43 protein-coding genes are annotated in these 25,641 nt (G+C 42.3%); 41 read left to right on the forward strand and 2 right to left on the reverse strand.

Going from position 1 to position 25,641, the window contains the following annotated elements:
- Positions 1 to 37: 37 nt before the first annotated feature.
- From rpsJ to salA, 40 genes are all read left to right on the forward strand, one after another.
- Entirely contained in the window at positions 38 to 346 is a 309-nt protein-coding gene (gene rpsJ, locus V756_RS0106975; RefSeq protein WP_003156464.1) for a 30S ribosomal protein S10, read from the forward strand.
- Positions 347 to 385: 39 nt separating this feature from the next.
- Positions 386 to 1,015, forward strand: a complete 630-nt coding sequence (rplC, locus tag V756_RS0106980) for a 50S ribosomal protein L3 (protein WP_024714049.1) — start codon at positions 386 to 388, stop codon at positions 1,013 to 1,015.
- 27 nt (positions 1,016 to 1,042) lie between these two features.
- Complete coding sequence (rplD, locus tag V756_RS0106985; RefSeq protein WP_024714050.1) at positions 1,043 to 1,666, forward strand: 50S ribosomal protein L4; 624 nt, start codon at positions 1,043 to 1,045, stop codon at positions 1,664 to 1,666.
- Positions 1,666 to 1,953 carry a 50S ribosomal protein L23 gene (gene rplW / locus V756_RS0106990; protein ID WP_003225793.1) on the forward strand — a complete coding sequence of 96 codons (288 nt, stop codon included), beginning with the start codon at positions 1,666 to 1,668 and terminating at the stop codon, positions 1,951 to 1,953. The genes rplD and rplW overlap by 1 nt, the downstream gene beginning before the upstream one ends.
- A gap of 31 nt (positions 1,954 to 1,984) precedes the next feature.
- Positions 1,985 to 2,818, forward strand: coding sequence for a 50S ribosomal protein L2 (gene rplB, locus V756_RS0106995; RefSeq protein WP_024714051.1), 834 nt, complete (start codon positions 1,985 to 1,987; stop codon positions 2,816 to 2,818).
- Between the two features lie 57 nt (positions 2,819 to 2,875).
- A complete protein-coding gene (rpsS, locus tag V756_RS0107000) occupies positions 2,876 to 3,154 on the forward strand; it encodes a 30S ribosomal protein S19 (RefSeq protein WP_003156472.1) in 279 nt (92 codons plus the stop codon).
- A gap of 16 nt (positions 3,155 to 3,170) precedes the next feature.
- Positions 3,171 to 3,512 (forward strand): 50S ribosomal protein L22, encoded by a 342-nt coding sequence (gene rplV, locus V756_RS0107005; protein ID WP_003156475.1) that lies wholly within the window; start codon positions 3,171 to 3,173, stop codon positions 3,510 to 3,512.
- A gap of 3 nt (positions 3,513 to 3,515) precedes the next feature.
- Positions 3,516 to 4,172 (forward strand): 30S ribosomal protein S3, encoded by a 657-nt coding sequence (gene rpsC / locus V756_RS0107010; protein ID WP_014478628.1) that lies wholly within the window; start codon positions 3,516 to 3,518, stop codon positions 4,170 to 4,172.
- A gap of 1 nt (position 4,173) precedes the next feature.
- Positions 4,174 to 4,608, forward strand: a complete 435-nt coding sequence (rplP, locus tag V756_RS0107015; protein WP_003225801.1) for a 50S ribosomal protein L16 — start codon at positions 4,174 to 4,176, stop codon at positions 4,606 to 4,608.
- Complete coding sequence (gene rpmC / locus V756_RS0107020; protein WP_003225802.1) at positions 4,598 to 4,798, forward strand: 50S ribosomal protein L29; 201 nt, start codon at positions 4,598 to 4,600, stop codon at positions 4,796 to 4,798. Before rplP ends, rpmC begins: the two co-directional genes overlap by 11 nt.
- Before the next feature lie 22 nt (positions 4,799 to 4,820).
- A complete protein-coding gene (gene rpsQ / locus V756_RS0107025; RefSeq protein WP_024714052.1) occupies positions 4,821 to 5,084 on the forward strand; it encodes a 30S ribosomal protein S17 in 264 nt (87 codons plus the stop codon).
- A gap of 40 nt (positions 5,085 to 5,124) precedes the next feature.
- Entirely contained in the window at positions 5,125 to 5,493 is a 369-nt protein-coding gene (gene rplN, locus V756_RS0107030) for a 50S ribosomal protein L14 (protein WP_003225805.1), read from the forward strand.
- A 36-nt stretch (positions 5,494 to 5,529) separates the two neighbouring features.
- A complete protein-coding gene (gene rplX / locus V756_RS0107035) occupies positions 5,530 to 5,841 on the forward strand; it encodes a 50S ribosomal protein L24 (protein WP_003156486.1) in 312 nt (103 codons plus the stop codon).
- A 26-nt stretch (positions 5,842 to 5,867) separates the two neighbouring features.
- Positions 5,868 to 6,407 (forward strand): 50S ribosomal protein L5, encoded by a 540-nt coding sequence (rplE, locus tag V756_RS0107040; protein WP_003225809.1) that lies wholly within the window; start codon positions 5,868 to 5,870, stop codon positions 6,405 to 6,407.
- A 22-nt stretch (positions 6,408 to 6,429) separates the two neighbouring features.
- Positions 6,430 to 6,615: a 30S ribosomal protein S14 gene (gene rpsN, locus V756_RS0107045; RefSeq protein WP_003156488.1), complete on the forward strand. Its 186-nt coding sequence runs from the start codon at positions 6,430 to 6,432 to the stop codon at positions 6,613 to 6,615.
- A 31-nt stretch (positions 6,616 to 6,646) separates the two neighbouring features.
- Positions 6,647 to 7,045: a 30S ribosomal protein S8 gene (rpsH, locus tag V756_RS0107050; protein ID WP_003241998.1), complete on the forward strand. Its 399-nt coding sequence runs from the start codon at positions 6,647 to 6,649 to the stop codon at positions 7,043 to 7,045.
- Positions 7,046 to 7,074: 29 nt separating this feature from the next.
- Positions 7,075 to 7,614: a 50S ribosomal protein L6 gene (gene rplF, locus V756_RS0107055; RefSeq protein ID WP_024714053.1), complete on the forward strand. Its 540-nt coding sequence runs from the start codon at positions 7,075 to 7,077 to the stop codon at positions 7,612 to 7,614.
- 32 nt (positions 7,615 to 7,646) lie between these two features.
- Positions 7,647 to 8,009 carry a 50S ribosomal protein L18 gene (rplR, locus tag V756_RS0107060; protein ID WP_003241994.1) on the forward strand — a complete coding sequence of 121 codons (363 nt, stop codon included), beginning with the start codon at positions 7,647 to 7,649 and terminating at the stop codon, positions 8,007 to 8,009.
- 24 nt (positions 8,010 to 8,033) lie between these two features.
- Entirely contained in the window at positions 8,034 to 8,534 is a 501-nt protein-coding gene (rpsE, locus tag V756_RS0107065) for a 30S ribosomal protein S5 (RefSeq protein ID WP_003328273.1), read from the forward strand.
- 13 nt (positions 8,535 to 8,547) lie between these two features.
- Entirely contained in the window at positions 8,548 to 8,727 is a 180-nt protein-coding gene (rpmD, locus tag V756_RS0107070; protein WP_003156497.1) for a 50S ribosomal protein L30, read from the forward strand.
- 30 nt (positions 8,728 to 8,757) lie between these two features.
- Complete coding sequence (gene rplO, locus V756_RS0107075; protein WP_003225819.1) at positions 8,758 to 9,198, forward strand: 50S ribosomal protein L15; 441 nt, start codon at positions 8,758 to 8,760, stop codon at positions 9,196 to 9,198.
- A gap of 1 nt (position 9,199) precedes the next feature.
- Entirely contained in the window at positions 9,200 to 10,495 is a 1,296-nt protein-coding gene (gene secY / locus V756_RS0107080; protein WP_024714054.1) for a preprotein translocase subunit SecY, read from the forward strand.
- A 54-nt stretch (positions 10,496 to 10,549) separates the two neighbouring features.
- Positions 10,550 to 11,200, forward strand: a complete 651-nt coding sequence (locus tag V756_RS0107085) for an adenylate kinase (RefSeq protein ID WP_024714055.1) — start codon at positions 10,550 to 10,552, stop codon at positions 11,198 to 11,200.
- Positions 11,200 to 11,946, forward strand: coding sequence for a type I methionyl aminopeptidase (gene map / locus V756_RS0107090; RefSeq protein ID WP_003225828.1), 747 nt, complete (start codon positions 11,200 to 11,202; stop codon positions 11,944 to 11,946). Before V756_RS0107085 ends, map begins: the two co-directional genes overlap by 1 nt.
- A 310-nt stretch (positions 11,947 to 12,256) precedes the next feature.
- Positions 12,257 to 12,475, forward strand: coding sequence for a translation initiation factor IF-1 (gene infA, locus V756_RS0107095; RefSeq protein ID WP_003156508.1), 219 nt, complete (start codon positions 12,257 to 12,259; stop codon positions 12,473 to 12,475).
- A 33-nt stretch (positions 12,476 to 12,508) separates the two neighbouring features.
- A complete protein-coding gene (gene rpmJ / locus V756_RS0107100) occupies positions 12,509 to 12,622 on the forward strand; it encodes a 50S ribosomal protein L36 (protein ID WP_003156543.1) in 114 nt (37 codons plus the stop codon).
- Between the two features lie 22 nt (positions 12,623 to 12,644).
- On the forward strand, positions 12,645 to 13,010 hold the full coding sequence (gene rpsM / locus V756_RS0107105) for a 30S ribosomal protein S13 (protein ID WP_003235095.1): 366 nt from the start codon (positions 12,645 to 12,647) through the stop codon (positions 13,008 to 13,010).
- Positions 13,011 to 13,029: 19 nt separating this feature from the next.
- Positions 13,030 to 13,425: a 30S ribosomal protein S11 gene (rpsK, locus tag V756_RS0107110; protein ID WP_009966385.1), complete on the forward strand. Its 396-nt coding sequence runs from the start codon at positions 13,030 to 13,032 to the stop codon at positions 13,423 to 13,425.
- A gap of 176 nt (positions 13,426 to 13,601) precedes the next feature.
- On the forward strand, positions 13,602 to 14,546 hold the full coding sequence (locus tag V756_RS0107115; protein WP_024714056.1) for a DNA-directed RNA polymerase subunit alpha: 945 nt from the start codon (positions 13,602 to 13,604) through the stop codon (positions 14,544 to 14,546).
- 83 nt (positions 14,547 to 14,629) lie between these two features.
- Complete coding sequence (gene rplQ, locus V756_RS0107120; RefSeq protein WP_003225836.1) at positions 14,630 to 14,992, forward strand: 50S ribosomal protein L17; 363 nt, start codon at positions 14,630 to 14,632, stop codon at positions 14,990 to 14,992.
- A gap of 130 nt (positions 14,993 to 15,122) precedes the next feature.
- Positions 15,123 to 15,968 carry an energy-coupling factor ABC transporter ATP-binding protein gene (locus V756_RS0107125; protein WP_024714057.1) on the forward strand — a complete coding sequence of 282 codons (846 nt, stop codon included), beginning with the start codon at positions 15,123 to 15,125 and terminating at the stop codon, positions 15,966 to 15,968.
- Complete coding sequence (locus tag V756_RS0107130) at positions 15,944 to 16,813, forward strand: energy-coupling factor ABC transporter ATP-binding protein (RefSeq protein ID WP_024714058.1); 870 nt, start codon at positions 15,944 to 15,946, stop codon at positions 16,811 to 16,813. The genes V756_RS0107125 and V756_RS0107130 overlap by 25 nt, the downstream gene beginning before the upstream one ends.
- Positions 16,810 to 17,607 carry an energy-coupling factor transporter transmembrane component T family protein gene (locus V756_RS0107135; RefSeq protein ID WP_024714059.1) on the forward strand — a complete coding sequence of 266 codons (798 nt, stop codon included), beginning with the start codon at positions 16,810 to 16,812 and terminating at the stop codon, positions 17,605 to 17,607. Before V756_RS0107130 ends, V756_RS0107135 begins: the two co-directional genes overlap by 4 nt.
- A 9-nt stretch (positions 17,608 to 17,616) precedes the next feature.
- Positions 17,617 to 18,360 carry a tRNA pseudouridine(38-40) synthase TruA gene (gene truA / locus V756_RS0107140; RefSeq protein WP_024714060.1) on the forward strand — a complete coding sequence of 248 codons (744 nt, stop codon included), beginning with the start codon at positions 17,617 to 17,619 and terminating at the stop codon, positions 18,358 to 18,360.
- Positions 18,361 to 18,521: 161 nt separating this feature from the next.
- A complete protein-coding gene (rplM, locus tag V756_RS0107145) occupies positions 18,522 to 18,959 on the forward strand; it encodes a 50S ribosomal protein L13 (RefSeq protein WP_003225844.1) in 438 nt (145 codons plus the stop codon).
- A 20-nt stretch (positions 18,960 to 18,979) separates the two neighbouring features.
- Complete coding sequence (gene rpsI / locus V756_RS0107150) at positions 18,980 to 19,372, forward strand: 30S ribosomal protein S9 (RefSeq protein ID WP_003225846.1); 393 nt, start codon at positions 18,980 to 18,982, stop codon at positions 19,370 to 19,372.
- A gap of 456 nt (positions 19,373 to 19,828) precedes the next feature.
- On the forward strand, positions 19,829 to 20,596 hold the full coding sequence (locus V756_RS0107155) for a class I SAM-dependent methyltransferase (RefSeq protein WP_024714061.1): 768 nt from the start codon (positions 19,829 to 19,831) through the stop codon (positions 20,594 to 20,596).
- Positions 20,597 to 20,790: 194 nt separating this feature from the next.
- Positions 20,791 to 21,234: a DUF2521 family protein gene (locus tag V756_RS0107160; RefSeq protein ID WP_024714062.1), complete on the forward strand. Its 444-nt coding sequence runs from the start codon at positions 20,791 to 20,793 to the stop codon at positions 21,232 to 21,234.
- A 59-nt stretch (positions 21,235 to 21,293) separates the two neighbouring features.
- Positions 21,294 to 22,007, forward strand: coding sequence for an N-acetylmuramoyl-L-alanine amidase CwlD (gene cwlD / locus V756_RS0107165; protein ID WP_024714063.1), 714 nt, complete (start codon positions 21,294 to 21,296; stop codon positions 22,005 to 22,007).
- Positions 22,008 to 22,102: 95 nt separating this feature from the next.
- Positions 22,103 to 23,161 carry an iron-sulfur carrier protein/transcriptional regulator SalA gene (gene salA / locus V756_RS0107170; protein WP_024714064.1) on the forward strand — a complete coding sequence of 353 codons (1,059 nt, stop codon included), beginning with the start codon at positions 22,103 to 22,105 and terminating at the stop codon, positions 23,159 to 23,161.
- A gap of 35 nt (positions 23,162 to 23,196) precedes the next feature.
- Here salA and gerD read toward each other — a convergent pair whose 3' ends face one another.
- Positions 23,197 to 23,754, reverse strand: a complete 558-nt coding sequence (gerD, locus tag V756_RS0107175) for a spore germination lipoprotein GerD (RefSeq protein WP_024714065.1) — start codon at positions 23,752 to 23,754, stop codon at positions 23,197 to 23,199.
- Positions 23,755 to 23,863: 109 nt separating this feature from the next.
- Between gerD and kbaA the strand changes: the two genes are divergently transcribed.
- Positions 23,864 to 24,460, forward strand: a complete 597-nt coding sequence (gene kbaA, locus V756_RS0107180) for a KinB-signaling pathway activation protein (protein ID WP_024714066.1) — start codon at positions 23,864 to 23,866, stop codon at positions 24,458 to 24,460.
- Here the strand turns inward: kbaA and pdaB are convergent, their stop codons facing one another.
- Positions 24,461 to 25,225 carry a polysaccharide deacetylase family sporulation protein PdaB gene (gene pdaB, locus V756_RS0107185; RefSeq protein ID WP_024714067.1) on the reverse strand — a complete coding sequence of 255 codons (765 nt, stop codon included), beginning with the start codon at positions 25,223 to 25,225 and terminating at the stop codon, positions 24,461 to 24,463.
- Positions 25,226 to 25,641: the final 416 nt, after the last annotated feature.

Consider the following 25,641-nt stretch of genomic DNA (forward strand, 5'->3'; position numbering starts at 1 on the left):
CTGTCTAACGTGATGTAGGCGAAAAGGAGGGAAAATAATGGCAAAACAAAAAATTCGTATTCGTTTGAAAGCATATGATCATAGAATCCTTGATCAATCTGCAGAGAAGATTGTTGAAACGGCAAAACGTTCTGGTGCCAGCGTATCTGGTCCGATTCCGTTGCCAACTGAAAAATCAGTTTACACGATCCTTCGTGCGGTGCACAAATACAAAGATTCTCGTGAGCAATTTGAAATGCGTACACATAAACGTTTAATCGACATTGTGAACCCAACACCACAAACTGTTGATGCTCTCATGCGATTAGATTTACCATCTGGTGTCGATATCGAAATTAAACTTTAATTCTAAAATATAGAATGATCTTAATAGGAGGTGTGACGAATGACCAAAGGAATCTTAGGAAGAAAAATTGGTATGACGCAAGTATTCGCTGAAAATGGTGATCTTATTCCGGTAACTGTTATCGAGGCTGCTCCAAACGTTGTTCTTCAAAAGAAATCAACTGAAAACGACGGTTACGAAGCAATCCAGCTTGGTTTTGACGACAAGCGTGAAAAGCTTTCTAACAAACCTGAAAAAGGGCACGTTGCAAAAGCGGAAACTGCTCCTAAGCGCTTCGTTAAAGAATTACGCGGAGTGGAAATGGATGCGTATGAAGTTGGTCAGGAAGTCAAGGTTGAAATTTTCTCTGCTGGAGAAATCGTAGATGTAACAGGAGTATCTAAAGGTAAAGGTTTCCAAGGTGCGATCAAGCGCCACGGACAATCTCGCGGACCTATGTCTCACGGTTCACGCTACCACCGTCGTCCTGGTTCAATGGGACCTGTAGATCCTAACCGTGTATTCAAAGGTAAATTATTACCTGGACGTATGGGCGGAGAGCAAATCACTGTTCAAAACCTTGAAATCGTAAAAGTTGATGCAGAACGCAATCTTCTTTTGATCAAAGGTAACGTACCTGGTGCGAGAAAATCTTTAATCACTGTTAAAAGTGCTGTTAAATCTAAATAACTCTCTTAGGAAAGGAGGAAATTGATCATGCCAAAAGTAGCATTATACAACCAAAACGGTTCTACTGCTGGTGACATCGAATTAAACGCTTCTGTATTTGGTATCGAGCCAAATGAGAGTGTTGTATTCGACGCTATTCTTATGCAAAGAGCTTCCTTACGTCAAGGATCTCACAAAGTGAAAAATCGTTCTGAAGTACGCGGCGGAGGTCGTAAACCATGGCGTCAAAAAGGTACTGGACGTGCCCGTCAAGGTTCTATCCGTTCACCGCAATGGCGCGGAGGTGGTGTCGTATTCGGCCCAACACCACGCAGCTATTCTTACAAATTACCTAAAAAAGTTCGCCGCTTGGCAATCAAATCAGTATTGTCTTCTAAAGTAAACGACAACAACATGATCGTTCTCGAAGATCTTACTCTTGATACGGCTAAAACAAAAGAAATGGCAGCTATCCTTAAAGGATTATCTGTTGAGAAAAAAGCTTTAATCGTAACTGCGGATGCTAACGAAGCTGTAGCTTTATCTGCTCGCAACATTCCTGGAGTTACTGTAGTTGAAGCTAACGGAATCAACGTTTTAGACGTTGTCAACCACGAGAAGCTTCTGATTACAAAAGCAGCGGTTGAAAAAGTAGAGGAGGTGCTTGCATAATGAAAGATCCTCGTGATGTTCTAAAGCGCCCCGTCATTACTGAACGTTCTGCTGATTTAATGGCTGAAAAGAAATACACTTTTGAAGTTGATGTAAGAGCTAATAAAACAGAAGTGAAAGACGCGGTTGAAAGCATCTTTGGAGTGAAAGTTGACAAAGTCAACATCATGAACTACAAAGGTAAATCAAAACGTGTCGGACGCTACACTGGTATGACTAGCCGTCGCAGAAAAGCGATCGTAAAACTTACTGCAGACAGCAAAGAAATCGAAATTTTTGAAGCTTAATTATCTGTAAAAAGAAGGAGGGAAATTCAAAATGGCGATTAAAAAGTATAAACCGACCTCTAATGGACGTCGTGGCATGACAACTTCAGATTTTGCTGAAATCACGACTGACAAGCCGGAAAAATCCTTGCTTGCTCCCCTTCACAAAAAAGGCGGACGTAACAACCAAGGTAAATTGACTGTACGTCACCAAGGTGGCGGACATAAACGCCAATACCGTGTTATCGACTTCAAACGCGATAAAGATGGTATACCTGGACGCGTTGCTACTGTTGAATACGATCCAAACCGTTCAGCTAACATCGCTCTAATCAACTATGCAGACGGAGAAAAACGTTACATTCTTGCTCCAAAAGGAATTCAAGTGGGTACTGAAATCATGTCAGGTCCTGAAGCTGACATTAAAGTAGGTAATGCACTTCCACTTATCAACATCCCTGTTGGTACAGTTGTGCATAACATTGAATTGAAACCTGGTAAAGGCGGACAGCTTGTACGTTCAGCTGGTACATCTGCTCAGGTTCTTGGTAAAGAAGGTAAATACGTTCTTGTACGTCTGAACTCTGGAGAAGTTCGCATGATTCTTTCTGCTTGCCGTGCTTCTATCGGTCAAGTAGGTAACGAACAGCACGAACTTATCAACATTGGTAAAGCCGGACGTTCTCGCTGGAAAGGCATCCGTCCTACAGTTCGTGGTTCTGTAATGAACCCTAACGATCACCCACACGGTGGTGGTGAAGGACGTGCGCCAATCGGACGTAAATCACCAATGTCTCCTTGGGGCAAACCGACTCTTGGATTCAAGACACGTAAGAAAAAGAGCAAATCCGATAAATTTATCGTACGTCGTCGTAAAAATAAATAACGGGGTTGTCTACGGTTCACTTCGGACCGTAGTGCAATCACGAAGGGAGGTTCCAAAATGGCTCGCAGCTTGAAAAAAGGACCATTTGTCGATGGACACTTGATGACAAAAATCGAGAAATTAAATGAAACTGACAAGAAACAAGTCGTAAAAACTTGGTCTCGTCGTTCTACTATTTTCCCACAGTTTATTGGTCACACAATTGCAGTCTATGACGGACGTAAACACGTGCCTGTATTCATCTCTGAAGATATGGTAGGGCACAAGTTGGGTGAATTCGCTCCAACTCGTACGTACAAAGGTCATGCTAGTGATGACAAAAAAACAAGACGCTAAGAGAGGAGGCTTTTAAATGCAAGCTAAAGCTGTTGCAAGAACAGTCCGTATTGCTCCTCGTAAAGCTCGTCTAGTAATGGACCTGATTCGAGGCAAGCAAGTAGGTGAGGCAGTATCAATCTTGAACCTTACACCAAGAGCTGCTTCTCCAATTATCGAGAAAGTATTAAAATCCGCTATTGCAAATGCTGAGCATAACTATGAAATGGACGCTAACAACCTGGTTATTTCTCAAGCATTCGTTGACGAAGGCCCTACGTTAAAAAGATTCCGCCCGCGTGCTATGGGACGTGCGAGCCAAATCAACAAACGTACGAGCCACATTACAATCGTTGTATCAGAAAAGAAGGAGGGATAAGTAGTGGGTCAAAAGGTAAATCCAGTCGGTCTTCGTATCGGAGTCATTCGTGATTGGGAATCTAAGTGGTACGCTGGTAAAGATTACGCTGACTTCCTGCACGAAGATTTAAAAATTCGTGAATACATTAGCAAACGCCTTTCTGACGCTTCTGTTTCTAAAGTAGAAATCGAGCGTGCAGCAAACCGCGTTAACATTACGATCCACACAGCTAAGCCTGGTATGGTTATCGGTAAAGGCGGTTCTGAAGTTGAAGCACTTCGTAAAGCCCTTAACAGCCTTACTGGCAAGCGTGTACACATTAACATTCTTGAAATCAAAAGAGCAGATCTTGATGCACAGCTAGTTGCTGACAACATCGCTCGTCAATTAGAAAACCGTGTTTCTTTCCGCCGTGCGCAGAAACAACAAATCCAACGTACTATGCGTGCTGGAGCACAAGGTGTGAAAACAATGGTTTCTGGTCGTCTTGGCGGTGCAGATATCGCTCGTTCTGAATACTACAGTGAAGGAACTGTTCCATTGCACACATTACGTGCGGACATTGACTATGCAACATCTGAAGCTGATACTACTTACGGTAAGCTTGGTGTGAAAGTCTGGATCTATCGTGGAGAGGTTCTTCCTACTAAGAAGAAAAAAGAGGAAGGAGGAAAATAATATGTTATTACCAAAACGCGTTAAATATCGCAGAGAGCATCGCGGAAAAATGCGTGGCCGTGCGAAAGGCGGTACTGAAGTACATTTCGGTGAGTTCGGTATCCAAGCTCTTGAAGCTTCATGGATCACTAACCGTCAAATCGAAGCAGCTCGTATTGCGATGACTCGTTACATGAAACGTGGCGGTAAAGTTTGGATTAAAATTTTCCCTTCTAAACCTTACACTGCTAAACCGCTTGAGGTACGTATGGGATCCGGTAAAGGGGCTCCAGAAGGTTGGGTAGCTGTTGTAAAACCGGGCAAAGTTTTATTTGAAATTTCTGGTGTGTCTGAAGAGGTTGCTCGTGAAGCGCTTCGTCTTGCATCTCACAAATTGCCAATTAAAACGAAGTTCGTAAAACGTGAAGAAATTGGTGGTGAATCAAATGAAAGCTAATGAAATTCGTGACCTTACCACTGCTGAAATTGAACAAAAAGTAAAGTCTCTTAAAGAAGAACTTTTCAATCTTCGCTTTCAATTAGCGACAGGACAACTTGAAAATACTGCTCGCATTCGTGAAGTGCGCAAAGCTATCGCGCGCATGAAAACTGTGATTCGTGAAAGAGAAATTGCTTCTAATAAATAATCACTGAGGGGAGGTCGTGAGCATGAGCGAACGTAACCAACGCAAAGTTTACCAAGGCCGTGTAGTTTCTGACAAAATGGATAAAACCATTACTGTTGTTGTTGAAACATACAAAAAACATACACTTTACGGTAAACGCGTAAAATACTCAAAAAAATTCAAAGCACATGATGAAAATAATCAAGCTAAAATCGGTGACATCGTAAAGATCATGGAAACTCGTCCATTGTCTGCAACTAAGCGTTTCCGTCTAATTGAAGTTGTCGAAGAAGCTGTTATTATCTAATAAAGTTCGGAATTCTTTTTCCGAAGGGAGGTAACAAATAATGATTCAACAAGAGACTCGTTTAAAAGTAGCTGACAACTCTGGCGCACGTGAAGTACTTACTATTAAAGTTCTTGGTGGTTCTGGACGTAAAACAGCTAACATTGGTGATGTAATTGTTTGCACGGTTAAACAAGCAACACCAGGAGGCGTTGTCAAAAAAGGTGAAGTCGTAAAAGCTGTTATCGTTCGCACGAAAAGCGGAGCGCGCAGAAGTGACGGTTCATACATCAGCTTCGATGAGAATGCATGTGTTATCATCCGTGACGACAAGAGCCCACGCGGAACTCGTATCTTCGGACCGGTTGCTCGTGAATTGCGTGAAAACAACTTTATGAAAATTGTTTCTCTAGCTCCAGAAGTTATCTAATGAAATAAATGCCTTACTCAAGGAGGTGCGATCAGGATGCATGTAAAAAAAGGCGATAAAGTTATGGTTATCTCTGGTAAAGATAAAGGCAAACAAGGTACAATCCTTGCTGCTTTCCCTAAAAAGGACCGCGTTTTAGTTGAAGGTGTTAACATGGTAAAGAAACACTCTAAACCAACTCAAGCTAACCCTCAAGGCGGTATTTCTAATCAAGAGGCGCCAATTCATGTATCAAACGTTATGCCGCTCGATCCTAAAACAGGTGAAGTGACTCGCGTAGGATACAAAGTGGAAGATGGCAAAAAAGTTCGTGTTGCAAAAAAATCTGGGCAAGTTCTAGATAAATAGTATTAAAAGGAAGGGAGGTCTATCTCATGAACCGCCTTAAAGAAAAGTACAATAAAGAAATTGCACCTGCTTTAATGACTAAGTTCAACTATGATTCAGTTATGCAAGTGCCTAAAATCGAAAAAATCGTAATCAACATGGGTGTTGGTGACGCTGTTCAAAACGCGAAAGCGATCGACAGTGCTGTTGAAGAATTAACGTTTATCGCAGGTCAAAAACCTGTCGTTACTCGTGCGAAGAAATCAATTGCTGGATTCCGTCTTCGTGAAGGAATGCCTATCGGTGCGAAAGTAACTCTTCGCGGAGAACGCATGTATGATTTCCTTGATAAACTTATTTCTGTATCTTTACCGCGTGTACGTGACTTCCGCGGGGTTTCTAAAAAATCTTTCGACGGTCGCGGTAACTACACACTTGGTATCAAAGAACAGTTAATCTTCCCTGAAATTGACTACGATAAAGTAACAAAGGTTCGCGGAATGGACATCGTTATCGTAACAACTGCTAATACTGACGAAGAAGCTCGTGAGCTATTAACTCAAGTAGGTATGCCGTTCCAGAAATAATCAATGAAAGGGAGGCGAAATCGTGGCTAAAAAGTCTATGATTGCGAAACAACAACGTACACCAAAGTTTAAAGTACAAGAGTACACACGCTGTGAACGCTGCGGACGTCCGCATTCAGTCATTCGTAAATTTAAGCTTTGCCGTATTTGTTTCCGTGAGCTTGCATATAAAGGACAAATTCCTGGCGTGAAAAAAGCCAGCTGGTAATCCCCAAGAAAGGGAAGGAGGTAATTATATAATGGTTATGACAGATCCAATTGCAGATATGCTAACTCGTATTCGCAATGCAAACATGGTACGTCATGAGAAGCTTGAAATTCCTGCTTCTAAATTGAAAAGAGAAATTGCTGAAATTTTAAAGCGTGAAGGTTTCATTCGTGACGTTGAGTTCGTAGAAGACAGCAAACAAGGTATCATCCGCGTTTTCTTGAAATACGGACAAAACAACGAGCGCGTAATCACTGGTCTTAAAAGAATCAGCAAACCTGGTTTGCGTGTTTATGCTAAATCTAACGAAGTACCTCGCGTACTTAACGGTCTTGGAATCGCGATTATTTCTACATCACAAGGTGTTTTAACGGACAAAGAAGCCCGTGCAAAACAAGCTGGTGGAGAAGTTCTAGCATACGTTTGGTAAGAAGTTTAACATGAATGGAGGTGTTTGGTATGTCTCGTGTAGGTAAGAAGTTACTTGAGATTCCTTCTAATGTTACAGTAACGTTAAACGATAACAACACTGTAGCTGTGAAAGGACCAAAAGGAGAATTAACTCGTACGTTTCACCCTGATATGGAGATTAAAGTAGAGGACAATGTGCTTACAGTCGCTCGTCCTTCTGATCAAAAAGAGCACCGTGCGCTGCATGGTACAACTCGCAGTCTGCTTGGCAACATGGTTGAAGGTGTATCTAAAGGATTTGAAAGAGGTTTGGAATTAGTCGGTGTCGGTTACCGTGCGTCTAAATCCGGAAATAAACTTGTTTTAAACGTTGGATACTCTCACCCTGTTGAGATCGTTCCTGAAGAAGGCATCGAAATCGAAGTTCCTTCTCAAACTAAAGTAGTTGTAAAAGGTACAGACAAAGAACGTGTAGGAGCTATTGCTGCTAACATCCGCGCTGTACGTTCTCCAGAGCCTTACAAAGGTAAAGGAATCCGCTACGAAGGTGAAGTTGTTCGCCGCAAAGAAGGTAAATCTGCTAAGTAAGATCGCTTAAAGTGAAGAAAGGAGTGACCTAGATGATTACGAAAACTAGCAAAAATGCTGCTCGTCTTAAAAGACACGCTCGTGTTCGCGCTAAACTTTCCGGTACTGCTGAAAGACCGCGTCTGAACGTTTTCCGTTCTAACAAGCACATTTACGCTCAAATCATCGATGATGTAAATGGTGTTACACTTGCTAGTGCATCTACTCTCGATAAAGACTTGAACGTTGAAAGCACTGGAGATACTTCTGCTGCTACTAAAGTTGGAGAATTAGTTGCAAAACGCGCTGCTGAAAAAGGCGTTTCTGACGTAGTATTTGACCGTGGCGGATACTTATACCATGGACGTGTAAAAGCGTTAGCTGATGCCGCTCGTGAAGCTGGACTTAAATTTTAATAAAAAAAGGAGGGACACATGATTATGCGTCGTATTGACCCAAGCAAATTAGAGTTAGAAGAACGCTTAGTTACGGTTAACCGCGTAGCGAAAGTTGTTAAAGGTGGTCGTCGTTTCCGCTTCGCAGCTCTAGTCGTTGTCGGTGACAAAAACGGACACGTAGGATTCGGTACTGGTAAAGCACAAGAAGTGCCAGAAGCGATCCGCAAAGCTGTTGAAGATGCGAAAAAGAATTTGATTGAAGTACCAATGGTTGGAACTACAATTCCACACGAAATCATCGGACGTTTCGGTGCAGGTAACATCTTGTTAAAACCTGCTTCTGAAGGTACTGGAGTTATCGCTGGAGGCCCTGTACGTGCGGTACTTGAGCTTGCTGGTGTAGCTGATATCCTTTCTAAGTCTCTAGGTTCTAACACACCGATCAACATGATTCGTGCAACTCTTCAAGGTTTAAGTGAGCTTAAACGTGCTGAAGACGTTGCGAAGCTTCGTGGAAAATCTGTAGAAGAACTGTTAGGATAAGGAGGGAACATTAATGGCTAAATTAGAAATTACCCTCAAACGAAGTGTAATCGGTCGCCCGGAAGACCAACGCGTTACTGTTAGAACACTTGGTTTAAAGAAAACAAACCAAACTGTTGTTCATGAAGATAACGCTGCGATCCGTGGTATGATTAATAAAGTATCTCATTTAGTTTCTGTTAAAGAACAATAAAAATAATTGATCGGATAAGGAGGTGTCCTAATGAAACTTCATGAATTAAAACCTTCAGAAGGTTCACGCAAAACGCGTAATCGCGTTGGTCGTGGTATTGGTTCTGGCAACGGTAAAACTGCTGGTAAAGGTCACAAAGGTCAAAACGCTCGTTCTGGCGGCGGTGTACGCCCTGGATTCGAGGGGGGACAAATGCCTTTATTCCAACGTCTTCCTAAACGCGGTTTCACTAACATCAACCGCAAGGAATACGCTGTAGTCAACCTAGACAAATTGAACGGTTTTGCAGAAGGAACGGAAGTCACTCCTGAACTTCTTCTTGAGACTGGCGTTATTAGTAAACTTAATGCAGGAGTAAAGATTCTTGGCAACGGTAAATTAGAGAAAAAATTAACTGTAAAAGCCAATAAATTCTCTGCTTCTGCTAAAGAAGCTGTTGAAGCTGCTGGCGGTACAGCTGAGGTGATCTAACTTGTTTAAAACAATCTCCAACTTTATGCGTGTGAGTGATATCAGGAATAAAATCATATTCACTTTACTCATGCTTATCGTCTTTCGCATAGGTGCGTTTATTCCTGTGCCTTACGTTAACGCTAAAGCGTTACAGGCGCAGTCTCAAATGGGTGTTTTTGATCTCCTTAATACATTTGGCGGCGGTGCGCTTTACCAATTTTCCATTTTCGCAATGGGAATTACTCCTTACATCACGGCTTCAATCATCATTCAGCTGCTTCAGATGGATGTTGTACCGAAGTTTACCGAGTGGTCTAAGCAAGGTGAAGTTGGCCGCCGTAAATTAGCTCAGTTCACAAGGTACTTTACGATTGTGCTTGGTTTCATCCAGGCGTTAGGTATGTCATACGGATTCAACAATCTGGCAAACGGTATGCTGATTGAGAACTCCGGTGTATCGACATATCTTATCATTGCTTTAGTGCTCACTGGCGGAACTGCCTTTTTAATGTGGCTTGGAGAACAAATTACGTCTCATGGAGTAGGCAATGGAATATCGATCATTATCTTCGCGGGGATTGTGTCTAGTATTCCAAAAACCGTTGGACAAATATATGAGACTCAATTTGTCGGCAGCAACGATCAGCTGTTTATTCATATTGTGAAAGTCGCACTTCTTGTGATTGCGATTTTAGCAGTTATTGTTGGAGTTATTTTCATTCAGCAAGCTGTGCGAAAAATTGCGATTCAATATGCTAAAGGCACAGGTCGTTCACCTGCTGGCGGTGGTCAGTCTACACACCTTCCATTGAAAGTGAATCCTGCGGGGGTTATTCCGGTAATCTTTGCGGTTGCGTTTTTGATAACGCCGCGGACGATCGCGTCATTCTTTGGAACAAACGATGTGACAAAGTGGATTCAAAACTACTTTGATAATACGCATCCGGTGGGTATGGCGATATATGTTGCGTTGATTATTGCCTTTACGTACTTTTATGCTTTTGTGCAGGTTAATCCTGAACAAATGGCAGATAACCTTAAAAAACAGGGTGGCTATATCCCGGGGGTTCGTCCAGGGAAAATGACTCAAGATAGAATTACGAGCATTTTGTATCGACTTACGTTTGTGGGTTCTATATTCTTAGCCGTGATTTCCATTCTTCCTATCTTTTTCATTCAATTCGCTGGATTGCCTCAAAGTGCACAAATTGGCGGAACATCTTTGTTAATTGTTGTCGGGGTAGCCTTGGAGACAATGAAACAACTAGAAAGCCAGTTGGTGAAACGAAACTACCGTGGATTTATGAAAAACTAGAGGAAATGGATTTATCCATTCCCTCTTAATAAAGAGAGGACGGGGGAAATCCGAATGAACTTAGTCTTAATGGGGCTTCCTGGTGCCGGCAAAGGTACACAGGGCGAACGAATTGTTGAGGATTATGGGATTCCTCATATCTCAACAGGAGATATGTTCCGTGCTGCTATGAAAGAAGAGACACCACTCGGACTCGAAGCAAAATCTTATATTGATAAGGGAGAGCTCGTGCCTGACGAAGTCACAATCGGAATTGTAAAAGAAAGACTTGGCAAAGACGATTGTGAAAGAGGTTTTCTTCTGGACGGATTTCCGCGAACAGTCGCTCAAGCCGAAGCTCTTGAAGAAATTCTTGAGGAATACGGCAAGCCGATTGATTATGTCATTAACATTGAAGTCGACAAAGACGCTCTAATGGAACGTCTGACTGGACGCAGAATTTGCAGTGTTTGCGGCACAACCTATCATTTAGTCTTTAATCCGCCGAAAACACCGGGTGTTTGTGATAAAGACGGAGGCGAACTTTATCAACGGGCAGATGATAATGAAGAAACCGTCTCTAAACGCCTTGAGGTAAATATGAAGCAAACTCAGCCTTTACTCGATTTTTATGCTGAGAAAGGTTATCTTGCAAACGTGAATGGCCAACAGGACATTCAAGACGTTTACGCAGATGTGAAGGATCTTCTTGGAGGATTAAAATAATGATTATCTGTAAAACCCCACGTGAACTTGGTATCATGCGGGAAGCAGGGCGAATCGTGGCTTTAACTCATGAAGAGTTAAAAAAGCACATTAAACCAGGAATCTCGACAAAAGAATTGGATCAAATTGCCGAACGTTTTATTAAGAAGCAGGGTGCAATCCCATCTTTTAAGGGGTATAATGGGTTTCGCGGGAGCATTTGCGTATCAGTTAATGAAGAACTCGTTCATGGCATACCTGGCAGCAGGGTGCTAAAGGACGGTGACATCATCAGTATTGATATCGGTGCTAAATTAAATGGTTATCATGGTGACTCTGCATGGACATATCCAGTAGGAAACATCAGTGATGATGACAAAAAACTTCTGGAAGTGACAGAGGAGTCTTTATATAAAGGCTTGCAGGAAGCAAAACCAGGTGAACGTTTGTCGAATATTTCCCACGCAATACAAACGTATGTCGAAAATGAGCAGTTTTCAGTTGTTAGGGAGTATGTCGGACATGGTGTTGGTCAAGACTTGCATGAGGACCCGCAAATTCCTCATTACGGTCCGCCCAACAAAGGACCACGGCTCAAACCTGGCATGGTTCTCGCTATTGAACCTATGGTGAACGCTGGCAGCCGCTACGTGAAAACATTGGCTGATAACTGGACGGTTGTAACGGTAGATGGGAAAAAGTGTGCTCATTTTGAACATACGATTGCGATTACGGAAACGGGTTTTGATATACTGACGAGAGTCTAGGTGATGAAAATAATTCCGAGGATAGATGTTTTCCGGCTTGATAGGGCAGAAAGTTTGGATGAACATTGGCAGGACCGAATTCATCTTGCCGCCGTCATTGGAATTGTTGACCATCATCAATGTACTAACTGCAGACGGAGAAATGCGTACATTACATTCTCCTAATAAAAAGAATATCAATCATTTAACCCTTTATGATTGCGTATCTCCGGAAGTTCAGAACAGTATAAACGAAACAGGGCGTGTGACAAACTTCTTTTGAAATTTGTCAGAAAGCAAGTTACTGATTTGAAGAAGGGAGAACACTTGAATGGCGAAAGACGATGTAATTGAAGTGGAAGGTACTATAGTCGAAACACTGCCAAACGCGATGTTCAAAGTTGAACTTGAAAATGGCCACACTGTTTTGGCTCATGTATCTGGTAAAATCCGCATGCACTTCATTCGCATTTTACCTGGAGACAAAGTTACGGTAGAATTATCTCCATATGACTTAACTCGTGGCAGAATTACGTACCGTTACAAATAAAGCACTCCGGAAACTGAAGGAGGTTGGAAACACATGAAAGTGAGACCATCAGTTAAACCAATCTGCGAAAAATGTAAAGTTATTCGCAGAAAAGGAAAAGTAATGGTGATCTGTGAAAATCCAAAGCATAAACAAAAACAAGGATAATTTATAAGGAGGTGCCCAGAGAATGGCTCGTATTGCTGGTGTAGATATCCCACGTGACAAACGTGTTGTTATTTCTTTAACATACATCTTCGGAATTGGCCGCACAACGGCTCAGCAAGTTTTAAAAGAAGCTGGAGTTTCTGAAGATACTCGTGTGCGCGATCTTACTGAAGAAGAACTTGGTAAAATCCGTGATATTATTGACAAACTGAAAGTAGAAGGTGACCTTCGCCGTGAAGTTTCTCTTAATATCAAACGTCTGATCGAAATCGGAAGCTACCGCGGAATCCGTCATCGCAGAGGATTACCTGTTCGCGGACAAAACTCTAAAAACAATGCGCGTACTCGTAAAGGTCCGCGTCGTACTGTAGCTAACAAGAAAAAATAAGTAAGGGAGGTTCTTAACAATGGCTGCTGCTCGTAAATCTAACACGCGTAAACGTCGCGTGAAAAAGAATATTGAGTCTGGAATTGCTCATATTCGTTCAACTTTCAATAACACGATCGTTACGATCACTGACACTCATGGTAATGCTATTTCTTGGTCTAGTGCCGGAGCTTTAGGATTCAGAGGTTCTCGTAAATCTACTCCTTTTGCTGCACAAATGGCTGCTGAAACAGCTGCTAAAGGTTCAATCGAACATGGTCTTAAAACTCTAGAGGTTACTGTTAAAGGACCTGGTTCAGGCCGTGAAGCTGCAATCCGTGCACTTCAAGCTGCTGGACTAGAAGTCACTGCTATCAGAGACGTAACTCCTGTTCCTCATAACGGATGCCGTCCACCAAAACGTCGCCGCGTGTAATTTGTTTGTATAGATTTTGTGTCCCTGTCAATAATGGGTTATGATACAGTTATTTATGAAACGAATGCACCGACTCGTTGCCTGAGCACATACGGGACTAAACAATGGGGAATTTCGGATGGAATCTCATATGATTCTATTCGAGGTTTCGACGTTTTGAAGGAGGGTTTTAAGTAATGATCGAGATTGAAAAACCAAAAATCGAAACGGTTGAAATCAGCGACGATGCCAAATTTGGTAAGTTTGTCGTAGAGCCACTTGAGCGTGGATATGGTACAACTCTGGGTAACTCCTTACGTCGTATCCTCTTATCCTCTCTCCCTGGTGCCGCTGTAACATCAATCCAGATAGATGGTGTACTGCACGAATTCTCGACAATTGAAGGCGTTGTGGAAGATGTTACAACGATTATCTTACACATTAAAAAGCTTGCATTGAAAATCTACTCTGATGAAGAGAAGACGCTAGAAATTGATGTACAGGGTGAAGGAACTGTAACGGCAGCTGATATTACACACGATAGTGATGTAGAGATCTTAAATCCTGATCTTCATATCGCAACTCTTGGTGAGAATGCGAGTTTTCGAGTTCGCCTTACTGCTCAAAGAGGACGTGGGTATGCGCCTGCTGACGCAAACAAGAGAGACGATCAGCCAATCGGCGTGATTCCGATCGATTCTATCTATACGCCAGTTTCTCGTGTATCTTATCAGGTAGAGAACACTCGTGTAGGCCAAGTTGCAAACTATGACAAACTTACACTTGATGTTTGGACTGATGGAAGCACTGGACCGAAAGAAGCAATTGCGCTTGGTTCAAAGATTTTAACTGAACACCTTAATATATTCGTTGGTTTAACTGACGAAGCTCAGCATGCTGAAATCATGGTTGAAAAAGAAGAAGATCAAAAAGAGAAAGTTCTTGAAATGACAATTGAAGAATTGGATCTTTCTGTTCGCTCTTACAACTGTTTAAAGCGTGCGGGTATTAACACGGTTCAAGAGCTTGCGAACAAGACGGAAGAAGATATGATGAAAGTTCGTAATCTAGGACGCAAATCACTTGAAGAAGTGAAAGCGAAACTAGAAGAACTTGGACTCGGCCTTCGCAAAGACGATTGACTAGTTTCGCTTGTGAACTAGGATTTTCGTGTGTTTATTAATCAGAAACAGAAACAGCATTCCAATAAAGGAGGGGACATCACATGTCATACAGAAAACTAGGACGTACGAGTGCACAGCGTAAAGCTATGCTTCGTGATCTTACAACTGATTTGATCATCAACGAAAGAATCGAAACAACTGAAACACGTGCGAAAGAACTTCGCTCTGTAGTTGAAAAAATGATCACGCTTGGCAAACGCGGTGATCTTCACGCTCGCCGTCAAGCTGCTGCATACATCCGCAACGAGGTTGCAAACGAAGAAAATAACCAAGATGCACTTCAAAAATTATTCTCTGACATTGCAACTCGTTACGAGGAGCGCCAAGGTGGATACACACGTATTATGAAGCTTGGTCCTCGCCGTGGTGACGGAGCACCAATGGCAATTATCGAATTGGTTTAATCACATATTTTTGTGTGTCTAAAGAAGGGCGGGACAGTTTCTAACTGGATCTATGCCCTTTTTTTAGATACTGCAATTTTTTTATATAGAGAGAAAAGCAGAGCATTAGCTGAGAGGAGGCCGGTTTTCCATGAATCAAAATCAGTTGATATCGGTAGAGGATATCGTATTTCGGTATCGGAAAGACGCAGAAAGACGAGCACTAGACGGCGTCTCCCTGCAGGTGTATGAGGGTGAATGGCTTGCAATTGTAGGTCATAACGGTTCAGGGAAATCAACACTGGCCCGGGCATTGAATGGTTTAATTCTTCCTGAATCAGGCGACATTGAGGTTGCCGGGATTCAATTAACAGAGGACTCGGTTTGGGAAGTGCGTAAGAAGATCGGTATGGTCTTTCAAAATCCGGATAACCAATTTGTCGGAACAACAGTTCGCGATGATGTGGCTTTTGGTTTAGAAAACAATGGTGTACCGCGGGAAGAAATGATTGAGAGAGTAGACTGGGCAGTAAAACAGGTGAATATGCAAGATTTTCTCGATCAAGAGCCGCACCATCTCTCCGGAGGCCAAAAGCAGAGAGTGGCGATAGCGGGTGTAATTGCCGCGCGTCCTGATATTATTATCTTAGATGAAGCAACATCCATGCTTGACCCGATCGGGCGAGAAGAAGTGCTTGAAACGGTAAGGCATTTAAAGGAGCAGGGCATGGCGACTGTCATTTCTATTACACATGATCTGAATGAGGCAGCAAAAGCAGACAGGATCATTGTCATGAATGGCGGGAAAAAATATGCCGAAGGGCTGCCTGAAGAAATATTTAAATTGAATAAGGAACTTGTTCGAATTGGGCTTGATTTACCCTTCTCATTCCAGCTTAGCCAGCTCTTAAGAGAAAATGGACTGGCTTTGGAAGAAAATCATTTGACTCAGGAAGGGCTGGTGAAAGAGCTATGGACATTACAATCAAAGATGTAGAGCATCGTTATCAGATGAAGACGCCGTTTGAGCGCCTTGCACTGTATGATATCAATGCATCGATTAAAGAAGGCAGCTACGTAGCCGTAATCGGACATACGGGCTCTGGCAAATCCACTCTTCTTCAGCACCTGAATGGTCTCTTAAAGCCGACGAAGGGACAGATATCACTAGGCAATACTGTTATTCAGGCCGGGAAAAAGAATAAAGAGCTGAAAGCCCTTCGTAAAAAAGTCGGAATCGTTTTCCAATTTCCTGAGCATCAATTATTCGAAGAAACAGTTCTCAAAGATATATCGTTCGGACCGATGAACTTTGGGGTCAAAAAAGAGGATGCTGAACAAAAAGCGAGGGAGATGCTGAAGCTTGTAGGTTTATCAGAAGAGCTTCTGGACAGATCCCCTTTTGAATTAAGCGGGGGGCAAATGCGCAGAGTGGCAATTGCCGGTGTCCTTGCAATGGATCCTGAAGTGCTGGTTCTGGATGAACCGACTGCAGGGTTGGACCCAAGAGGGCGAAAAGAGATTATGGACATGTTTTATGAGCTTCATCAACGTGGGAACCTGACGACAATGCTTGTGACACACAGCATGGAGGATGCAGCTGCATACGCTGATGAAATGATAGTCATGCACAAAGGAACGATTCAAGCATCAGGCAGTCCGCGTGATTTATTTTTACAAGGTGAAGAGATGGCTGGCTGGGGGCTGGATCTCCCGGAAACGATAAAATTCCAAAGACAGCTGGAAGCTGCACTTGGTGTCAGATTTAAAGAGCCTATGCTTACAATTGAGGATGCTGCAGCTGAAATACGTGCTCTTTTTCAGGAGGAGAAACGCCTATGATGGACAGCATGATTATCGGCAAGTATGTACCGGGCTCTTCACTTGTCCACCGGCTTGATCCCAGAACAAAACTCATCACGATCTTTTTATTTGTCTGCATCGTATTCCTAGCCAATAATGTGCAGACATATGCGCTGCTTGGATTATTTACAGTTGGCGTCATTTCTTTAACAAGAGTACCTTTCTCTTTTTTAATGAAAGGGCTGAAGCCAATCATCTGGATTGTCCTTTTTACGTTCCTTCTTCACATTCTCATGACACATGAAGGACCGGTTATCCTTCAAATAGGTTTTTTCAAAGTCTATGAAGGCGGTTTGGTTCAAGGGATATTCATTTCTCTTAGGTTTGTCTATCTGATTTTCATCACAACCTTACTGACGCTGACAACAACACCGATTGAGATTACCGATGGAATGGAACAGCTGCTGAATCCATTGAAAAAATTAAAGCTTCCTGTTCACGAGCTGGCTCTTATGATGTCAATTTCTCTGCGGTTTATTCCGACCTTGATGGAGGAGACAGATAAGATCATGAAGGCTCAAATGGCGCGAGGCGTTGATTTTACAAGCGGACCTGTCAAAGACAGAGTGAAGGCTATCGTCCCGCTTCTTGTCCCGCTCTTTGTCAGTGCATTTAAACGCGCCGAAGAGCTTGCGGTAGCCATGGAGGCAAGAGGCTATCAAGGCGGAGAAGGACGCACGAAATACAGAAAGCTTGTATGGACAGGAAAAGACACTTCTGTCATTGTCAGCTTGATGATTCTGGCTGCTTTGTTATTTTTCTTAAGGACTTAGAGGTGCTGTATGAGACTGAAATGCACGATTTCTTATGACGGACATTTGTTTTACGGCTATCAGGTTCAGCCGGGCAAAAGAACGGTTCAGAATGAGCTTGAGAAGGCCTTGGCTGTCCTGCATAAATCGCAAGACAGAATTCCGGTCGTTTCTTCAGGAAGAACAGACAGCGGGGTTCACGCAGCCGGACAGGTGATTCATTTTGATACGCCGCTGTCTATCCCGGGGGAGAGGTGGCCGTACGCCTTAAATGCACTGCTTCCGGACGATATTGCAGTTAAACAGGCAGAAATTGCGGATGATGGGTTCCATGCACGATTTAGCGCGGTCAAAAAAGAATATCGCTACTTTGTATACACGGAGAAACACCCGGACGTATTTAAACGGCATTACGCTTACCATTTTTCATATCACCTTAATGTGCAGAACATGAGAGAAGCGGCAAAGCATCTTATAGGAACACATGATTTTACGAGCTTTTGCGCGGTTAAAACAGACGTGCAGGACAAGGTAAGAACGATTTACGAACTTGATTGGACTGAGACAGATGATGGCCTGCAAATGCGGATCATAGGCAGCGGTTTCTTATATAATATGGTCAGAATTATTGCGGGTACTTTGCTTGATGCAGGTACTGGAAAAATTTCTCCCGATGATGTGAAATCCATGCTTGAAGCGAAGGATCGCGAAGCAGCAGGGCGCACAGCACCGGGGCACGGGCTATATTTATGGAACGTTTACTATGACAACTAAACCAGGTGTATAATATTTTCTTGACAGAGTCTGCATAAAGTTATAAGATATCATATGGTATGTATTTCAACCCCACGATAAGCCCCGGAACTTATTGTGTTGTGAAATAGAACGTAATCGAAGTTTATTGAAAATGACAGATCATTTAGGAGGGAAATTCAATGCGTACAACACCTATGGCTAACGCAAGTACTATTGAACGCAAGTGGTTAGTTGTTGATGCTGCTGGCAAGACTCTAGGACGTCTTTCTACAGAAGTTGCATCTATCCTTCGCGGAAAACACAAACCGACTTACACACCACACGTTGATACTGGAGATCATGTGATCATCATCAACGCTGAAAAAATCGAGTTAACTGGTAAAAAGTTAACTGACAAAATCTACTACCGTCACACTCAACATCCAGGCGGATTAAAATCAAGAACTGCTCTTGAAATGCGTACAAACTACCCTGAGAAAATGCTTGAGCTTGCTATCAAAGGCATGCTTCCAAAAGGTTCTCTAGGTCGTCAAATGTTCAAAAAATTGAACGTATACCGTGGTTCTGAGCATCCACATGAAGCACAAAAACCTGAAGTTTACGAACTTCGCGGTTAATTAAAAAGGAGGTTACCAATTTGGCACAGGTTCAATATTACGGTACTGGCCGTCGTAAAAGTTCTGTAGCGCGTGTGCGCTTAGTTCCAGGAGAAGGTCGTATCGTCGTTAATAATCGTGAAATCAGCGAGCACATTCCATCTCCAGCTCTAATCGAAGATATCAAACAACCATTAACTTTAACTGAAACAGCTGGTACTTATGATGTTTTAGTAAACGTACATGGAGGCGGCTTATCTGGTCAAGCTGGAGCAATCCGTCATGGTATCGCTCGTGCTTTGCTTGAAGCAGATCCAGAATACCGTGCGACACTTAAACGTGCTGGTCTTCTGACTCGTGACGCTCGTATGAAAGAACGTAAAAAATACGGTCTTAAAGGCGCTCGTCGTGCACCTCAGTTCTCAAAACGTTAATTTTACGTTTTCAAAGCTCCCGACCTTGTGTTGGGAGCTTTTTTGTTTTGTTAAATATCTTGGCACCTGTGCGCACGCTTGAAAGAACTAAGCAAAATGCTTGCTTATAAACCATCCCGCTGTAATAATCATGATAGCTTTCATTGATTACCAGTTCATCTAATTGGCAATCTGGTTAAAGCTTTAATGGTTATGTCGTCAGTCCAGCTCACTCTAACCCCTGATCTCCATCTGTTAAATCTCCCTGCAGATTCTTCATCTATATCATAGTCCGGAGAAAAACTAACGCTTTGCTCGTGACACATATGACGAATAACTGTAAGCTGGCGTAAATCACTTATCACCTTTGTGATTTTTTTGCTTTTTTATGAACTTTTTTCTAAATATGCAAAGGGAAAGCGGTATCAATCTAGAAATATTTGTTATACTCTATACACTAAAGTAAGGAGAAGATTCATGAATGCGTTAGTAGACCATAATAGCAAAGCCTGGGATCGAAAAGTAGAAACAGGCAATGAATGGACTGCTGCTGTTGAGCAGCATGTCATTGAACAAGCGAAAGCAGGCAATTGGGATTTAAGGGTAACACCAATGAAAAATGTTCCAAAGGATTGGTTTCCTCCTGTCAAAGGGCTGAAGGTGCTCTGTTTGGCATCAGGCGGCGGCCAGCAAGGCCCTGTTTTGGCAGCCGCAGGAGCGGATGTCACTGTATTAGATAACTCGGAAAAACAGCTGGATCAGGATAGAATGGTTGCGGAGCGCGATAGTCTTACGATACATACTGTCAAAGGAACGATGAACGATCTCAGTCAATTTAAGGATGAATCTTATGATGTCATTGTACATCCTGTTGCCAATGTTTTTATTGAGAATGTCCTCCCTGTCTGGAAGGAAGCGCATCGTGTGCTGAAAAGAAACGGCGCGCTAATCTCAGGTTTTGTCAATCCTGTCGTATTTCTGTTTGATGTAGAATTAGAACAGCAAGGGATCTTAAAAGTAAAACACTCCATTCCATATGCCGATTCAGAAGATCTTCCAAAACATAAAGTGAAACGCCTGATTGAAAATAATGAGGCTCTGGAATTCGGCCATTCCTTAGAAGACCAAATCAAGGGTCAAATAGATGCCGGTTTTATCGTCACTGGTTTTTATGAAGATAAAGGCGGATTTGTTTTGGACCAATATATCCATACATATTGTGCAACAAGAAGCGTGAAATTATGAAGAGCAGCAGCCTATTAGAGGGGCTGCTTTTTTAATAATCATTAACGAACGTTTGTTCCGCACCCTGCAGAAAGCTGCCTAACCCTCTTCATTTTCTCAATTTACACCTTCATTTGGACGAATTTCCAACCGATTTCGGGCATTGTTTCACCATCCAAACCTCAAAATAACCGGTATAAGGAGAGTGAATTTATATGGCAGAAGTACTATCTTTTATGGATGTGAAACGGCAAAAGGATTTTGAATTAGAAAAGAACTTGCTCAAAGAACTCTCTCTGAGACTAATTATTCAGTCTGTTAGGGACTGTTTGGAACCGTTATTCCCGTTTTTACATGATGAAAGAGATATTATTAGCGAAGGCTGTATTGATTTTGCCATAGAAGCTTATTTGTTAGGCGGGCGTTTTGGGATATTTGGTTATTACGGTGAATCCATGCAGAGCATCAGTGCCCGCTCTGCAAGAGAAGAAGAAGAGCTTCGTCTGGAATTTTTTGATTATCTCTATAATTGGATACATGAGCAATACGCGACATTTGATAAAAACACGGTTTATGAAGCAGCACGCAAGTTCATTAAAGAATGGTGGACAGCAGGGGTTGTCCAAAGAGAAAAACAGTGTAAGCTTCGCATGCGGTAATCATATTTCCCAGCCCTGTCCCATAGTTATGTAATAACGGACAAGCGGGAGGGGAAGGGATGAGGAAAAAGCTGAAATGGCTCGGTTTTTTGTTAGGCTTCATTGTATTACTATTTCTATTTAAGTATCAGTTCAGCAATAATGATTCTTGGAAGCCGTGGAGCCTGCCCTTGAGCGGGAAAATTATATATTTAGATCCAGGTCATGGCGGGCCTGACGGCGGGGCAGTCGGCGGGAAGATGCTAGAGAAGGATGTAACTCTGGAAGTCGCTTTTAGAGTCAGAGATTATCTGCAGGAACAAGGAGCACTTGTTATCATGACCAGAGAAAGTGATACCGACCTCGCTCCGGAAGGAACAAAGGGCTACAGCAGACGAAAAGCGGAAGATTTAAGACAGCGAGTTAAATTAATAAACCACTCAGAAGCGGAACTCTATATCAGCATTCATCTCAATGCAATTCCGTCGCAAAAATGGAGCGGAGCCCAAAGCTTTTATTACGGAAAATATGCGGAAAATGAGAAAGTCGCGAAATACATTCAGGATGAGTTGAGAAGAAATCTGGAAAACACAACCCGGAAAGCAAAACGGATTCATGGGATCTACTTAATGCAAAACGTCACTAAACCGGGGGCGCTTATAGAAGTCGGATTTTTATCTAATCCAAGTGAAGCAAAGCTGCTCGGGAAACCGAAATACCAGGACAAGGTGGCATCTTCCATATATAACGGCGTTTTGCGATACTTCACAGAAAAAGGAGACCCTCCGGAGTAAAGGAGGGTTTTCTTACGGTTCGAAGCATAAGACACCCGCCATTTATGTATGATATAATATTGATTGTAAACGAATACACAAAAGGGTGAGGTTCGATGATGAGAGAAGATGAAGTAAGAAAACTAGTTGGTGAAATGCGCGAACCTTTTCTTCAAAGACCTCTGGGAGAATTGGATGCCGTTAAGGAAATTAAAATAAAGCCTGAAAAACGGCATGTCAGTGTAAAAGTCGCTCTTGCAAAAACCGGTACTGCAGAACAAATGCAGATTCAGCAACAGATCGTAAACGTCTTAAAAGGGGCAGGGGCTGAGACGGTCGGCCTTCGATTTGAAGAGCTGCCTGAAGAAACGGTTGCTAAATTCCGGGCGCCGTCAGCTGAGAAAAAAACATTGTTAAATATGGATAACCCGCCAGTCTTTCTTGCTGTAGCAAGCGGAAAAGGCGGTGTGGGCAAATCAACTGTGTCAGTAAACCTTGCTATTTCTCTGGCTCGTCTTGGGAAAAAGGTCGGTTTAATTGATGCGGATATTTATGGCTTCAGCGTTCCGGATATGATGGGTATCACTGTGCGTCCAACGATTGAAGGAGAGAAACTGCTTCCTGTTGAACGCTTCGGGGTAAAGGTGATGTCCATGGGCTTTTTCGTAGAAGAAAATGCACCGGTCGTATGGAGAGGGCCGATGCTTGGCAAAATGCTGAATAACTTTTTCCACGAAGTAGAGTGGGGAGAAGTAGACTATATCGTTCTTGATCTTCCGCCTGGAACAGGAGACGTTGCTCTCGACGTACATACAATGCTTCCAAGCTGCAAAGAAGTCATCGTATCAACACCGCATCCAACGGCTGCTTTTGTCGCGGCCAGAGCGGGCTCTATGGCGATTAAAACCGATCATGAGGTGGTTGGTGTCATAGAGAACATGGCTTATTATGAAAGCGCAAAGACAGGGGAAAGAGAATATGTCTTTGGAAAAGGCGGCGGAGATAAACTAGCTGAGGAACTAAATGTGCCTTTGCTCGGCAGAATCCCGCTGAAACAGCCTGATTGGGATAAGGATCAATTTGCTCCGTCTGTTTATGACGAAAATCACCCCATCGGAGAAATATATCAGGACATTGCAAAAGAAATAGTTGCAAAAATGTCAGTGCAAGTATAAATAAGGCGAACCGGGATACTATATCCCGGCTTTCCTTATTCGCTTTCTTTGGCAGTGTCTTTTGCTGCTTTTTTCAGCTCATCTTCGAACTGTTTTTTGTAAAGCGGACTAGAAAGTGTTTCGTTAATAACCTCTTCTAAATAACTTCGGAATTCTTGGCTTTTTGCGAGTTCGTTGTACTTTTTATTCATACCCGGATCTTGCATAACACCCATCAGCATCTTCTGGTAATCCGGATCCTTCATTAATTTTTTTATCACTTTTTCATGTTCTGTCTGAAGAGTTTTAGCAAATCCTTCGGCAAAACCAGTGTCTTCAAAGATGTTTTTCCAAAACTCTTCACCTTTTTTAGAGGTAAGTGTTTTTTCTATCGTTCCCTTAATCGCATCTTGGTCAATCACCAACGCTTCATTCATCGCATCATCGTTTAATAATTCCTTAATGGCTTTTTTTCCATCATCAGTTTTTAATATATCAACGACCATTTTTTTGGTCTGATCATAGTCCATATCCGCTGCTTGGTCTTTTGGAGCACAAGCTGTTACAGATAATAACAAAAAACAGCTCATCAATAGCGTTTTGGCTTTTGACATACTTAAGCTCCTTTCACATACTTGTCTTACCTTTAATATGATTCACCTGTTTGGAATTATACATAACAAAATATCGCAGTCAGCGATTTTTGAGGGGTTGAATAAAGAAATGAAAAGCCGTGGTTTAGTTCGTTTTTTCTTTTCTATTTTAGCTGTTGGAGCGCTTATCACGAGTATGGTTGGTTTTGCTTTAAAATGGGGAGAATACAAGGGGCTGTTTCTTACTTTTGAAGCGGGACAGATTTTCTCTGTTTTATTTTGGTTTATAGGCGTGGGCATGATTTTCAGTGTGATCAGCCAAATGGGTTTTTTCGTATTTCTAACAGTTCACCGGTTTGCGCTTGAGATATTAAGGTCCTCATCTCTATGGAATTTGCTTCAGTTGTTTTTCGTACTGTTTGTTGCTTTTGATCTCATGTACGTTCGTTTTTTATTTTTTGGAGAGAGCGGAGAATCGATGGCGGGTTATGCGTGGTTACCGGTGTTTTTACTGATCTTTGGTGTGATCACAGCTTATATAAAGCAAAAGCAGTCCTCTAAGAAAACGTTTATGTCATCGTTGTTTTTGATGGTTGTGATTACCGCATTAGAATGGTTCCCTGCGCTAAGAGTAAATGATGAGGACTGGCTTTATTTAATGCTTTTTCCGTTAATGGCGTGCAATGCTTTCCAATTGCTGATGTTGCCGAAGTTTGCAGCGAAGTAATTACTTTACTTCCGCGGATTTGGCATCTGAATTTGAGATGAGATCTCCTACGGTTACATTTTTTAATCCTTTTTCTTTCAGCTGATGGATGATATCGGGTAAGGCTTCCTCTGTTTGTTTTGCCGAGTCGGAGGCGTGTAAAAGAATAATGTCTCCCCCGGCAACTTGCTTGGTCACATTGTCGATGATTTTTTCAACTCCTGGATTTGTCCAGTCTTGAGAGTTCACACTGTAATGAACGACTGTATAATTGTATTGCTTTGCAACCTTTAGAACTTTCTTATTGAATTGGCCGGTAGGGGGTCTTAATAGCTGTATGTCTTTGACCCCTAACTTTTCAAAGGCGGTTTGCGCACGATTCATGTCCTTCTTTATTTCGCTGCTCTCTAAATTGGCATAGTTTTTATAGGCATACCCCATGCTCCCGATTTGATGGCCATCCTTTACGATTCGGGCCACTGTGTCAGGATGGCGTTCTGCCCAAGAAGCGGAAAGGAAAAATGTCGCATTTTTAATGCCATTTGCCCTCAGAGTATCAAGAATGGGTTCTGCTTTCTCATCACCCCAGCTGATATCAAAAGTAAGTGCGATGTCTTTTGAATCTGTTTCTCCTTTATAAATGGCTTTAGGTCCAGTGTCAGTTGAAAACACGGGAAGCGGGACAGCTCTTTGAATATAAAAAAAGCTGGCTGCTGCAAATGCGGCGATAAGTATGATAATTAATTGTTTCACCCGTTTAATGTGCCACACATAGAAGTGATTCACTGATGATGCCTCCTTATCTTGTCCATCATTCTTGTGTTACATCTTATGAGCATGGCCAATTGAATATAACCGATAAAAAGTTTCTTTAAATTCAGCTTAAATTTGTTATTGACCTTTTAATAATATCCGTGATATATTATTATTCGTCGCTGATAAACAGCCGACATCAACTAAAAGCTTCATTAAATACTTTGAAAAAAGTTATTGACTTAAAAGAAGTTGAATGTTATAGTAATAAAGCTGCTTCGTTAAGCGGCAGTTATGATCTTTGAAAACTAAACAAGACAAAACGTACCTGTTAATTCATTTTTAAACAAATCGCACAGCGATGTGCGTAGTCAGTCAAACTAGGGCCTGCACGATGCAGGTCACACAGATGTCGTCGCAGGATGCGGCGAACTTAATCTGTGATCCAT

The organism is Bacillus tequilensis KCTC 13622, from assembly GCF_000507145.1.
In the GTDB taxonomy this organism is placed as follows: Bacteria; Bacillota; Bacilli; order Bacillales; family Bacillaceae; genus Bacillus; species Bacillus tequilensis.